Raw genomic sequence first — 12,545 nt, 5'->3', positions numbered from 1 at the left:
ATCCGTTGCATCCGGCTGCCCGGCAATACCGTAACGCTGCTCCTGTGGTCCTTGCCCCGGTTCTGCAATAGGCCGGGGCCTTTTACCAGGCGTGACATAAAAAGAGGAATAACCCATGCCACCGTTCAAGATCGCCAGCCTCGCGCTGCTCACCGTTCTGTTAACCGGCTGCGCCAGCGAACCGCTACGCCGCATCGATGCCCTGAGCGCCAGCCCGGCGCCCCTGCAGACCTCCGCCGACAGCGCCGAACAGGCCCTGGCCACCGCGCCCTCCTGCTGCGCCTCGCTGCGCGAGCTGCCCTACCAGCCGGTCCCGGTGAACTTCAGCGGCGAGGTGCGCATCGACGCCAGCGCCCCGGCGTTCGCCTTCGACAGCGGCAAGAGTTTTTTCCGTGCCTTCCAGCTGCCGGCCGCCAGCAAGTCGTTCGAGATTCGCCTGTACAGCCAGGCCGGCGACACGGTGCTGGCCCCCAACGCCATGCTGCTCGACAGCCAGTTCCGCGTCACCCGCCTGCTCGGCGCCGAGGACTTCGTCTACGCCCCCGCCTCCGGCTTCAAGGGCGACAGCCTGGACGCACGCCTGCGCGTCGACCGCCTGTATCCGGACAACCCGGGCAACGAACACTACCTGGTGCTCTACACCAGCGAGGCGCAGATGCGCGGCCAGACCGTCATCGAACACCCGGCCAAGGCCTTCGCCCGCGCCCTCGGCAACGAGGCGCCGAACATCCCCGACCCGGTGGCCAGGCACGCGCCGGTAGGGGTGATCAAGATGGTGCTGATCGAGGACAAGGTGGCCGGCCAGCAGGCCAACACCTATGTGCCGCCGTTCAGCATCGGTCGCGAGATGGGCAACCAGCTGCCCAGCGTGCCGGCCCCGGCGGTACTGCCGGAAACCCAGGCCTACTACCGCCAGGGCATCGATGCCGCGCTGGCGAACAGGGACCTCGAACGCGCCCTGCGCCTGGCCGACGAAGCCGCGCGGGTCGGCGACGCCAGTGCCAAGGCCTATCTGCTCGAACGCATCCAGATCCGCTGAGGTCACGGCGGGGCCGCGCTGAGCGGCCCCACTCTCCAGTCCCCTCCAGGGAAATTCGGGCGGCCTCGGCCGCCTTCTTTTTTGGTTCTTCGCATATTTTGGGGGAAAGTGCGGGTTGGCACCGGACTGGCAAGGTTGTGTGCGTATCGCTTGCTGACTTAGCACTATCCATTGCCGAGTGCGCCGAGCGTTCGGGCCAGCCTGCGGCTGTTACTCCTCTTCGCTGCGTTTCCTCGCTCCGGCGCTGCTCCGGGAGCCGGGTCGCGAGCTTGCATGATCTTTGCGAAGTTGAAATTGGCGGCGTCTGGCTTTTGCCTTTGCTCTTCAACTGCGATGGTACAGACGACGCCCAAGTCCCCCTTCAGGAGGCCGAGTGGAATCGCCGCGGAAGGGGTTGAGCGACATGGATGTCGCGAGAGCCACGATGGGCCAGGGATGGCCCTTCGTGGCGTGCCCCTGGAGTGGTGATGGAGCGAGGGAACCCCGGCGTAGCCGGGGCCGTATGCAGGGGTGTGTTTCTTTGCTTACTTTCTTTGCACAAGCAAAGAAAGTGAGTCGCCCGTAAGGGGCGAAACCCGTCAGATCAGGCGACACGCTAACGGATAGTGCCAAGTCATCGACAGCTAACACGTAATTGCCAGTCCGGTGTCAAGCGCATCTTCCCCGCGAGAACGCGAAGAACCTCTTTCTTGGCGATGGTCCAGCTTGGGCAGGGTGGGCAGCGCAGGGTCAGGCTATGGGCATCTCCACGCGACTCAAACGCCACGTAACCCGCCATGGCGGTGTGTCGATAGACCACCTGGATGGGCTATGGCGCGTTGACTGTTGCTGTGGTTAGCTCCCCGCTTCGCGCCGGAGCCCACTACGTTCCCGGTGCGCACGGCGCACCCTACGCCATGCGCAAGATTCCTGCTCTACACGCGGAAGCGGCTGACCAGCGCCTGCAGCTGCCCGCCCAGACGCGCCAGCTCGGCCGAAGACTTGGCCGTCTCGTCGCTGGCGGTGGCGGTCTGTTCGGAGACGTCGCGCACGCTGAGGATGCTGCGGCTGATCTCCTCGGCCACCGCGCTCTGCTCCTCGGCGGCGGCGGCGATCTGCTGGTTCATCGACTGGATGTTGGACACCGCCTGGGTGATGCTGCCCAGCGAGTCGCCGGCCTTGCGTGTCAGCTCGACGCTGCTGTCGGTGAGGTTGCGGCTGTTGCGCATCACCGCCGCCACCTGCTGGGTACCGCTCTGCAGCCCGGCGATCAGCGCCTCGATCTCCTCGGTGGATTTCTGCGTGCGCTGCGCCAGGCCGCGCACCTCGTCGGCGACCACGGCGAAACCGCGTCCCGCCTCGCCGGCACGCGCCGCCTCGATGGCCGCGTTGAGCGCCAGCAGGTTGGTCTGCTCGGCCACCGACTTGATCACGTCCATCACGCTGCCGATCTTGTCGCTCTCCTGCTGCAGGCCGTGCATCGCCTCGCTGGAGCGGCTGACCTCGGCGGCCAGGCGTTCGATCTGCACGATCACCTCGGCCACCACCTGATCGCCCAGGCGTGCCTGGCCGTCGGCGTCGTTGGCCGCCTGCGAGGCCTGCTCGGCGTTGCGTGCCACTTCCTGCACAGTGGCTGACATCTCGTGCATGGCGGTGGCCACCTGGTCGGTTTCGCTCTTCTGGCTGTTGGCGCCGGCGCTGGTCTGCTCGGTGACGGCCGACAGCTCCTCGGCGGCACTGGCGATCTGGGTGACGCTGTCGCGGATGCCGCCGATCAGCTCGCGCAGGGTCGTGGCCATGTGCTGGATGCCCTGCTGCAGCTGGCCCATCTCGTCACGACGGTCGACCCGCACGCTGGCGGTCAGGTCACCGTCGGCGATGCGCTGCACCGCACCCAGGGTGTCCTGCAGCGGACGGGTGATCTGGCGGGTGATGATCCACGCGGCCAGTACGCCGAAGAGCATGGCCAGCAGCGTGGCACCGATCTGCAGGCTGCGCGCCTTGGCGCTCTCGATGGCCATGCGCTCCATCTGGAACTTGTACAGCGCCTCGCTGATTCGGACGATCTCGCCCTGCTGGTCGGTCATTTCCTGACGGGTACGGGTGATGTCGGCAGTAGCGCTCTTGAATGCCTGCACGGCTTGCTCGAACTGGCCCAACGCCGCGGCAATGCGCTGCACCGCGTCGCGCTGGGCACTCCCGAAGGCCTGCTGCAGCGCGTCGAGGCTGGCGCTGGCGGAGGCGATACGCTCGGCCAGGGCCTGCTCGGTCTGGGCGTCGGGCGTGCTGTCGTAACGCTCGAGCAGGTAGCGCAGACGCAGCAGCTCGGCACGGGTATCGGTCAGTGCCTGCAGTTGGGGGAAACGACCACCATCGTACTCTGGCAGCAGCTGCACGCTGCGCAGCATGGCGGCGAGCAGGTCACCGAGCTGCTGATCTTCGGCCAGCACCTTGCGCCGCGCCTCGTCGGCCGCCGCATAGGCGGCACGCATGCCGGCCAGCGAACGCTGGTAGTCCTGGTTGTAGCGGTCCTGCTCCTGCAGCAGCTTGACGTTAACCGGGTTGGTGAAGGTGCCGAGCAGCTTCTTCTGCTGCTGCAGATAGAGGTCGAGGTTGGTCAGCAGGCGCTCGCTGCTGGGCACGTCGCCCCTGGCCAGCATGAACTGCAGGCGGGCGATGCGCAGGTTGGTCAGGGTGGTGTTGAGGTGGGAGATCTCGCTCATCCAGGCACTGCGCTGGATGACGCTGCCCAGGCCGCTCCAGGCGGTCCAGGCCAGGGCCAGGGTGAGAGCCAGCACCAGGCCGAAGCCGAGCGCAAGCTTGCGGGTGACACTGAGGTTGGCAAACCAGGTGTTCATGACAATTCTCCAACTGTTCGGATGACAGGCAGTTCGGGTTTAGCTGGAGAATTGTTTTTGTAGAGCCAGCACAAGGCCTGTGCTGACGCTCCGCGCGCCGCTCCAGGCACATAGGTAGGGAAAATTTTGCGGCATCGATTCACAAACGGCGGCCCGTTCGCCGAGGGGCCGGCTACTCAGGGCGCGCGTTCGCCGCGCGCGGCCTCGCTGAGGTAGAACCAGGTCGGCGCGTCCAGCTGCAGCTCGGCGCCAGCCAGGGCCTCCTCGATACGGGCCTCGCGCAGGCTGCCGAGAATCGGCACCGGGCGTCCCGGCAGACGGCGCAGCCAGGCCAGGGCAACCTGCAGCGGCGTTGCCTGCAGCGCCGCGGCCACCTCCTCCAGCGCCTGCTGCAGCGCCGGGGCGAAACGCCCGCCGGCCAGCGGCGACCAGGCCAGCACCTGCATGCCATCGGCCTGCAATGCCTGCAGACGGCCATCCCAGGCCGCCTGCTGGGCGCCGAGCGACAGCTCGATCTGGTTGCAGCGCAGCTCCAGCTCGCGGCCGAGCACCTGCCAGTGCAGCGGCTCGGCGTTGGACAGGCCGAGCCAACCGACCTTGCCCGCCGCCACCAGCGCCTGCAGGGCGCGGGTCACTTCCTCGACCTGCAGCAGCGGGTCGGGACGATGCAGCAGAAAGCCGTCCAGCCGCTCGACGCCCAGGCGCTGCAGCGAGGCGTCCACTGCGCGGCTCAGGTAGCTCGCCGTTGTGTCGTAGTGCTTGACCCGCCAGCGCGAAACGTCCTGCGCCGCCGGTACGATATCGGCCTTGCTGATCAGTTGCAGTTGCGCTCGCAGTTGCGGGCGCAGACGCAGCGCCGCACCGAAACGCGCTTCGCATTCGCCAAGGCCGTAGATGTCGGCGTGGTCGAAACCATTGAGGCCACGCTCGACGCTGCGCTCGATAAAGCCGAGCAGCGCCTGCGGTGTGGCCAGCTCGGCGCATTCGAGCAGGCGCATCATGCCCAGCAGCAGGGGCTGCCGGATCGGAAATGCGGTCATAAGAGGATTCCAGATAACGGGTGATGCGCACGACCTGGGCGGCCCCGCGACACCCTACGGGATGGTGACGAATCGTAGGGTGCGCTGTGCGCACCACCAGGCCGATCAAAGATTTCAGCCCAACAGCTGCAAGGCCTCGGTGCTGCACTGCTGGATGCGCGCCCAGTCGCCCTGCTCGACCCACTCGCGCTGGAACATCCAGGTGCCGCCAACGCACATGACGTTGGGCTGGGCCATGTAGCGCTGCAGGTTGTCCGGCGTGATGCCGCCGGTGGGACAGAAACGCACGCCACCGAACGGCCCGGCCAGCGCCTTGAGCGCAGCGATGCCGCCGCAGACCTCGGCCGGGAACAGCTTGAAGCGGCGATAGCCGAGGGCGTAGCCAATCATCAGCTCGGAGGCGCTGCTCACGCCCGGCAGCAGCGGCACCGGGCTGTCCAGAGCGGCCAGCAGCAGCTCGCGGGTGCTGCCCGGGGTGACGATGAACTGGGCGCCGGCTTCGATGGCGGCGGCCAGCATCTGCTCGTCGAGCACGGTGCCGGCGCCGACGCACAGTTCGGGACGCTCGGCGCGCAGGCGACGGATCGCCTCCAGGCCGTGCTCGGAACGCAGAGTCACCTCCAGCACGCGCAGGCCACCGTTGGCCAGGGCGTCGGCCAGCGGCAGGATGTCCGCCTCGCGGGCGATGGTGATCACCGGCATGATCCGCGCCTGGGCGCAGATGCGGTCGATCTCGGCGATGTGTTCGGCCATGCGCGCGCGCTGGCTTTCGTTGGGGCTGGTCATGTCAGGGGCACCAATAGATTTCGAGAGGGGAATGCAGGAAGGCGCGGATCGGCATGCTCGCCATCTCGCCGGGCGCCAGCGCCTCGGCCAGGGTGGCCAGCTTGGCCTGGCCCTGGATCGCCAGCAGCGGCAGGCGCGCGCCGGCCAGCAGCGGCAGGGTCAGGGTCAGGCGCTGGGTCGGCTGGCTCGGCGCCTGCATCGGCAGCACCCGGCGCGGGCAGTCGGCGCGCAGCGCCTGGTCGAGATTGGGGCTGTCCGGGAACAGCGAGGCGGTGTGGCCGTCGTCGCCCATGCCAAGCACCAGCACGTCGATCGGCGGCAACTCGGCAAAGGCCGCATCGGCCAGCTCGGCCGCCTGCTCCAGGCTGCCGGCGACCCGGTACAGGCCGAGGAACTTCGCCTCGGAGGCGGCGCCGCGCAGCAGGTGACGGCGCACCAGCGCCTCGTTGCTGCTGGCGTGATTAACCGGCACCCAGCGCTCGTCGGCCAGGCTCACCAGCACCTGGCGCCAGTCCAGCGGCTGCTGCGCCAGGGCGTCGAAGAAGGCCACCGGGCTGCGTCCGCCGGACACCACCAGGGTAGCGCTGCCGCGGTTGTCGATGGCCTGGCGCAGGGCGTCGGCCACGCGCAGGGCCAGGGCATCGGCATGCGCCTCTGCGCTGGCATCGCTACGGGCAACGACGCCCGTGGGCAGTTCAAGGTCAGAGATCGCCATACCAGCTCCTCCCGTCACGAGTGATCAGCGCCACCGAGGCCATCGGGCCCCAGCTACCGGCGGTATAGGGTTTCGGCGCCTCGCCGAGCTGCTTCCAGCCGGCGATCAGCTGGTCGCACCACTGCCAGGCGTATTCGATTTCGTCCTTGCGCACGAACAGGTTCTGGTTGCCACGCATCACTTCCAGCAGCAGACGTTCGTAGGCATCGGGGATGCGCGCGCTGCGGTAGGTATCGGAGAAGCTCAGCTGCAGCGGACCACTGCGCAGCTGCATGCCCTTGTCCAGGCCCTGGTCCTTGGTCAGCACCTGCAGGGCGATGCCCTCGTCCGGCTGCAGGCGGATGATCAGCTTGTTGCCGATCAGCTGGCGCTGCTCCGGGGCGAAGATGTAGTGCGGCGGCGCCTTGAAGTGGATGACGATCTGCGACAGCTTCTGCGGCATGCGCTTGCCGGTGCGCAGGTAGAAGGGCACGCCGGCCCAGCGCCAGTTGCGGATGTCGGCACGCAGGGCAACGAAGGTTTCGGTGTCGCTCTGGGTGTTGGAATTCTCTTCTTCCAGATAACCGGGCACCGTGCGCCCATCGCTGCTGCCGGCCACGTACTGGCCGCGCACCACGCGCTGGCCGAGCTGCTCGGCGCTGATCGGCTCCAGCGCCTTGAGCACCTTGACCTTCTCGTCGCGGATGCTGTCGGCGGACAGATCACTGGGCGGGTCCATGGCGATCAGGCAGAGCAGCTGCAGCAGGTGGTTCTGGATCATGTCGCGCAGCTGGCCGGCCTGGTCGAAGTAGCCCCAGCGCCCCTCGATGCCGACCTTCTCGGCCACGGTGATTTCCACGTGGGAGATGTAGTTCTGGTTCCACTGGGTTTCGAACAGGCTGTTGGCGAAGCGCAGGGCGATCAGGTTCTGCACCGTCTCCTTGCCCAGGTAATGGTCGATGCGATAGACGCGGTTCTCCGCGAACACCTGCGCCACCGCGTCGTTCACCGCTCGCGAAGAAGCCAGGTCGTGACCGATGGGCTTCTCCAGCACCACCCGGCAACGCTCGGCCAGGCCCACTGCCGCCAGGTTGGTGCAGATACCGCCGTACACCGAGGCAGGCGTGGCGAAATAGGCGATCAGCTGGTCATGGCCGGCCACTTCGGCCAGCGCCTGGTAGTCGTCAGCCTGCAGGAAATCCATGGTCAGGTAATGCAGGCGCGCCTGGAAACGCGCCAGGGCAGCCTCCTCCAGTTCCTTGGCCGGCACGTGCAGGCGCAGGGCCTGCTCGATGCTGCCGAGATAGCGCTGAGGTTCGCCGGCTTCGCGGGCCAGGGCGAGGATGCGGGTGTCGTCGTGCAGCAAACCGGCGCGATCGAGCTGGTAAAGCGCAGGGAAAAGCTTGCGCAGAGCCAGATCGCCGAGGGCGCCGAACAGGGCAAAGGTACAGGATTCGAGCTTTATCGCGGCCATGATGTTTGTTCTTTTATCAAGATACACTAGAAATACCCTGTAGCAGGCGGCTAATCAAGTGAAAATATTGTAATAAAAACAACATTTCTTCATTTCCCTGATAACCAGTGGTGGCCGTCGGGCGTCATCAGTAGGATAGGCCGGCTGTCGCCACTGCCCGCCGACGGCGCCAAGCCTGATCATCTGTCTGTTAGGAGCCCTTATGGACCGCGTGCGCAATCTGCTGGAACAGATCCAGAGCCGCCTGGACGACCTGAACAAGGCCGAGCGCAAGGTGGCCGAGGTGATCCTGCACGACCCGCAGCAGGCCACCCGCTTCAGCATCGCCGCGCTGGCCCAGGCCGCAGCGGTCAGCGAGCCGACGGTCAACCGCTTCTGCCGCTCGTTCGGTGCCAACGGCTACCCCGAACTGAAGATGCAGCTGGCGCAGAGCCTGGCCAGCGGCGCCGCATACGTCAGCCGCGCGGTGTCGGCCGACGACGGCCCCGAGACCTACACGCGCAAGATCTTCGGCAGCACCATCGCCTCGCTGGACAGCGCCTGCCAGAGCCTCGACCCGCAGCACGTCAGCCGCGCCGTCGACCTGCTGATCCAGGCGCGGCAGATTCACTTCTTCGGCCTCGGCGCCTCGGCTTCGGTGGCACTGGACGCGCAGCACAAGTTCTTCCGCTTCAACCTCGCCGTGTCGGCCCATTCCGACGTGCTGATGCAGCGCATGATCGCCTCGGTGGCGCACACCGGCGATCTGTTCGTGATCATTTCCTACACCGGGCGCACCCGCGAACTGGTGGAGGTGGCGCGCCTGGCGCGGGAAAACGGCGCCTCGGTACTCGGCCTCACCGCCGCCGGCTCGCCGCTGGCCAGGGCCAGCACCCTGAGCCTGGACATTCCGCTGCCGGAGGACACCGACATCTACATGCCGATGACCTCGCGCATCATCCAGCTCACCGTGCTCGACGTACTCGCCACCGGCGTCACCCTGCGCCGCGGCGTGGACTTCCAGCCGCATCTGCGCAAGATCAAGGAAAGCCTGACTGCCAGCCGCTATCCGGCGGATGAAGAGTCGCTCTAGAAAATCGGACAAGGCATCCCGGCATAGGTTGCGCTCCTGAGGTCCGGCGCAAATCAAGTCGCTTCTGATAGGCTTCGCGGCTTTCCACAAAGCCCAGGCCCTTCCATGCACGCACTGATCGCCCTCAGCCGTTTCATTGGCAACACCTTCGCCGTCTGGGTGTTGCTGTTCGCCGTACTGGCCTTCTTCCAGCCCGACTGGTTCCTGCCGCTGAGCGCCTGGATCGTCCCGCTGCTCGGGCTGATCATGTTCGGCATGGGCCTGACCCTCAAGGCCACGGACTTCCAGGAAGTCGCCCGTCGCCCGCTGGCGGTGCTGCTCGGCGTGCTGGCGCAGTTCAGCATCATGCCGCTGCTGGCCTGGGGCCTGTGCCAGGTGTTCGCCCTGCCCGCGGAAATCGCCGTCGGCGTGATTCTGGTCGGCTGCTGCCCGGGCGGCACCGCCTCCAACGTGATCACCTGGTTCGCCCGTGGCGACCTGGCGCTGTCGGTATCGATCACCGCCGTCACCACCCTGCTCGCCCCACTGGTCACCCCGGCGCTGATCTGGCTGCTGGCCTCGGAATGGCTGCCGGTGTCGTTCAGCGCCATGTTCATGTCCATCCTCAAGATGGTGCTGCTGCCGATCGTCCTCGGCCTGATCGCCCAGCGCCTGCTCGGCGCGCGGGTGAAGACCGCCGTCGAGGTGCTGCCGCTGATCTCGGTGCTGAGCATCGTTGCCATCGTCGCCGCCGTGGTGGCCGCCAGCCAGGGCAGGATCGCCGAGTCCGGCCTGCTGATCATGGCGGTGGTGATCCTGCACAACGGCATCGGCCTGGGTCTGGGCTATCTGGCCGGGCGCCTGTTCGGCATGTCGCTGGCGCAGCGCAAGACGCTGTCCATCGAAGTCGGCATGCAGAACTCCGGCCTCGGCGCCGCCCTGGCCAGCGCCCACTTCAGCCCGCTGGCGGCGGTGCCCAGCGCGCTGTTCAGCGTCTGGCACAACCTGTCCGGCCCGCTGCTGGCCACGCTGTATCGTCGGCTTGGTCAGGATATTTCGAAAAGCTCTAGCTGAATCAACAGCTTCCGCCTATCCGGGCAACTTGCCGCGGCCCCATTCATGTGCAGAATAGGCGCCACGCGAGGACGACCTCCGCATCGCCGCAACGGCGATGAAGCATCCGGGGACGGCCCCTTCAGTCAGCACTGGAGGTCATCATGTCCTGGATCATTCTGCTGCTCGCCGGCCTGTTCGAGGTCGGCTGGGCCATCGGCCTGAAATACACCGAAGGCTTTACCCGCCCGCTGCCCACCCTGCTCACCGTCTGCGCCATGCTGGTCAGCCTGGCCCTGCTCGGCCTGGCCATGAAGGAACTGCCGCTGGGCACCGCCTACGCCATCTGGACCGGCGTAGGCGCGGTGGGCACGGTGATCGCTGGCATCATCCTGTTCGGTGAATCCATGGCGCTGCTGCGCCTGGCCAGCGTGGCGCTGATCGTCTGCGGGCTGATTGGGCTCAAGTTGAGCCACTAAGAAAGACGGAAACCAGCTTGGTGGGAGGCGCTTCAGCGGCGAATCGCGGCTGAAGCCCCTCCCACACGACCGTTCGCTATCGCCAGTCGCCGCGCAACTCCGCCACCTGCGCCTGCAACGCCTCGCGCTTGGCCTGCTCCGGCGCTACCGGCGTTCCGGCTACCAGGCACACCCGCGACCAGAAGCGCTTGAACAGACCCTTGTGCGGATCGCGGCTGAAGAAGCTGCCCCACAGGCCCTGCAGCGCCATGGGGATCACCGGCACCGGGTTCTCCTCGAGGATGCGCTCGACACCAGCCTTGAACTCGTCGATCTCGCCATCGCCGGTCAGCTTGCCCTCAGGGAAGATGCACACCAGCTCGCCGTTGCGCAGGTACTCGGCGATCTTCTTGAACGCCGCGTCGTAGATCAGCAGGTCCTCGCTGCGCCCGGCGATCGGCACCGTACCGGCAGTGCGGAAGACGAAATTGAGCACCGGCAGATCGTAGATCTTGTAATACATGACGAAGCGCACCGGCCGCCGTATCGCCCCGCCGATCAGCAGCGCATCGACGAAGGACACGTGATTGCACACCAGCACCGCCGCACCCTCGTCGGGAATGGCATCGAGCCCCTTGTGCTCCACCCGGTACATCGAATGCCCCAGCAGCCAGATGAGAAAGCGCATGCTGAATTCGGGGACGATCTTGAAGATGTAGCTGTTGACCGCCACGTTCATCAGCGAGATGGCCAAAAACAGCTGCGGAATCGACAGCCCGGCGACGCTGAGAAAGAGGATCGCGACGATGGCCGAGGCGACCATGAACAGCGCGTTGAGGATGTTGTTGGCGGCGATCACCCGCGCCCGCTCGTGCTCGGCGGTGCGCGACTGGATCAGCGCATACAGCGGCACGATGTAGAAGCCGCCGAACAGACCGATGCCGAGAATGCAGCCGAGAATCCACCAGGCCTGGCCATGGCCCAGCAGCGCCAGCCAGTCATGCGGCGTGGCGCCCTGCGGGAAGCCGCCGGAGAACCACCAAAGCAGCATGCCGAACAGGGTCAGGCCGATGGAGCCGAACGGCACCAGGCCGATCTCCACCTTGTGCCCGCTCATGCGCTCGCAGAGCATCGACCCAAGGCCGATGCCGAGCGAGAACACGGTGAGGATCAGCGTCACCACGCTCTCGTCGCCATGCAGCCATTCCTTGGCATAGGCCGGAATCTGCGTCAGGTAGATCGCGCCAAGGAACCAGAACCAGGAGTTGCCCACCAGCGAGCGCGACACCGCCGGACGCTGGCCCAGGCCAAGCTTCATGATCACCCAGGACTGACGGAAGATGTTCCAGTCCAGCGGCAGCGTCGGCATCGCCGCCGCCGCGCGCGGAATGCCATGGCTGGCCAGGTAGCCGAGCAGCGCCACACCGACCACCGAGCCGGCAACGATGGGCGCGTAACTGCTGCTGGCCATCATGATCCCGGCGCCGATGGTGCCGGCCAGAATCGCCAGGAAGGTGCCCATCTCCACCAGGGCGTTGCCGCCGACCAGTTCCTCGTCCTTCAGATGCTGCGGCAGGATCGAGTACTTCACTGGGCCGAACAGCGCCGACTGCGTGCCCATGGCGAACAGCACGGCGAGCATCAGCGGCAGGCTGTCGAGCAACACCCCGGCGGCGCCGGCGAGCATGATGAACACCTCGGCCAGCTTGATCTTGCGGATCAGCGCGTCCTTGGCGAATTTCTCGCCGAACTGCCCACCGAGAGCAGAGAACAGAAAGAACGGCAGGATGAACAGCAGCGCGCAGAGATTGACCAGCAGATCGCGGTCGACGCCGGTGTTGAGCTTGAACAGGATGGCGAGAATCAGCGACTGCTTGAAGATGTTGTCATTGAAGGCGCCAAGCAATTGCGTCACGAAAAACGGCAGAAAGCGCTTCTTGCCGAGCAGGGCGAATTGCGATTGTTGGGTCATCGTCCATGGTCCTCGCGGGGTCGGGTTTGCCCGCACAGGCATTTGACTGCAATTGCCCCGCCGAAAGCCACAGGGCAAATGCGAACGTCTTGGCGGTTCCCCCCTTCGTGGGAGGAGCTTCAGCCGCGACAGCAACCGCAA

At 66.3% G+C, this 12,545-nt stretch carries 10 protein-coding genes; 4 read left to right on the top strand and 6 right to left on the bottom strand.

The window, feature by feature from the left end:
- Window positions 1-115 precede the first annotated feature (115 nt).
- Window positions 116-1,039, top strand: coding sequence for a MalM family protein (locus tag BLS61_RS11875; RefSeq protein WP_090431065.1), 924 nt, complete (start codon window positions 116-118; stop codon window positions 1,037-1,039).
- Window positions 1,040-1,953: 914 nt separating this feature from the next.
- Here BLS61_RS11875 and BLS61_RS11870 read toward each other — a convergent pair.
- From BLS61_RS11870 to zwf, 5 genes are all read right to left on the bottom strand, one after another.
- The gene (locus BLS61_RS11870) at window positions 1,954-3,876 is read right to left on the bottom strand and encodes a methyl-accepting chemotaxis protein (protein ID WP_090431063.1); all 1,923 of its coding nucleotides are present in this window, start codon (window positions 3,874-3,876) and stop codon (window positions 1,954-1,956) included.
- A 176-nt stretch (window positions 3,877-4,052) separates the two neighbouring features.
- Window positions 4,053-4,916, bottom strand: coding sequence for an aldo/keto reductase (locus BLS61_RS11865; RefSeq protein ID WP_090431061.1), 864 nt, complete (start codon window positions 4,914-4,916; stop codon window positions 4,053-4,055).
- A 114-nt stretch (window positions 4,917-5,030) separates the two neighbouring features.
- Window positions 5,031-5,702, bottom strand: coding sequence for a bifunctional 4-hydroxy-2-oxoglutarate aldolase/2-dehydro-3-deoxy-phosphogluconate aldolase (locus BLS61_RS11860; RefSeq protein ID WP_090431060.1), 672 nt, complete (start codon window positions 5,700-5,702; stop codon window positions 5,031-5,033).
- Window position 5,703: 1 nt separating this feature from the next.
- Complete coding sequence (gene pgl, locus BLS61_RS11855) at window positions 5,704-6,417, bottom strand: 6-phosphogluconolactonase (protein ID WP_090431058.1); 714 nt, start codon at window positions 6,415-6,417, stop codon at window positions 5,704-5,706.
- On the bottom strand, window positions 6,404-7,870 hold the full coding sequence (gene zwf, locus BLS61_RS11850; protein ID WP_090431056.1) for a glucose-6-phosphate dehydrogenase: 1,467 nt from the start codon (window positions 7,868-7,870) through the stop codon (window positions 6,404-6,406). Before zwf ends, pgl begins: the two co-directional genes overlap by 14 nt.
- A gap of 202 nt (window positions 7,871-8,072) precedes the next feature.
- Between zwf and BLS61_RS11845 the strand changes: the two genes are divergently transcribed.
- The 3 genes from BLS61_RS11845 (at window position 8,073) to sugE (ending at window position 10,453) form a co-directional block, all read left to right on the top strand.
- A complete protein-coding gene (locus BLS61_RS11845) occupies window positions 8,073-8,942 on the top strand; it encodes a MurR/RpiR family transcriptional regulator (protein WP_090431054.1) in 870 nt (289 codons plus the stop codon).
- 105 nt (window positions 8,943-9,047) lie between these two features.
- Window positions 9,048-9,995: a bile acid:sodium symporter family protein gene (locus BLS61_RS11840; RefSeq protein ID WP_090431052.1), complete on the top strand. Its 948-nt coding sequence runs from the start codon at window positions 9,048-9,050 to the stop codon at window positions 9,993-9,995.
- 143 nt (window positions 9,996-10,138) lie between these two features.
- Window positions 10,139-10,453, top strand: coding sequence for a quaternary ammonium compound efflux SMR transporter SugE (sugE, locus tag BLS61_RS11835; RefSeq protein WP_021490124.1), 315 nt, complete (start codon window positions 10,139-10,141; stop codon window positions 10,451-10,453).
- Window positions 10,454-10,529: 76 nt separating this feature from the next.
- Here sugE and BLS61_RS11830 read toward each other — a convergent pair whose 3' ends face one another.
- On the bottom strand, window positions 10,530-12,404 hold the full coding sequence (locus BLS61_RS11830) for an MFS transporter (RefSeq protein ID WP_090431050.1): 1,875 nt from the start codon (window positions 12,402-12,404) through the stop codon (window positions 10,530-10,532).
- Window positions 12,405-12,545: the final 141 nt, after the last annotated feature.

Origin of the sequence: Ectopseudomonas guguanensis (genome assembly GCF_900104265.1) — a bacterium.
Lineage (GTDB): Bacteria > Pseudomonadota > Gammaproteobacteria > Pseudomonadales > Pseudomonadaceae > Aquipseudomonas > Aquipseudomonas guguanensis.
This window is presented reverse-complemented; position numbering and strand designations above follow the sequence as displayed.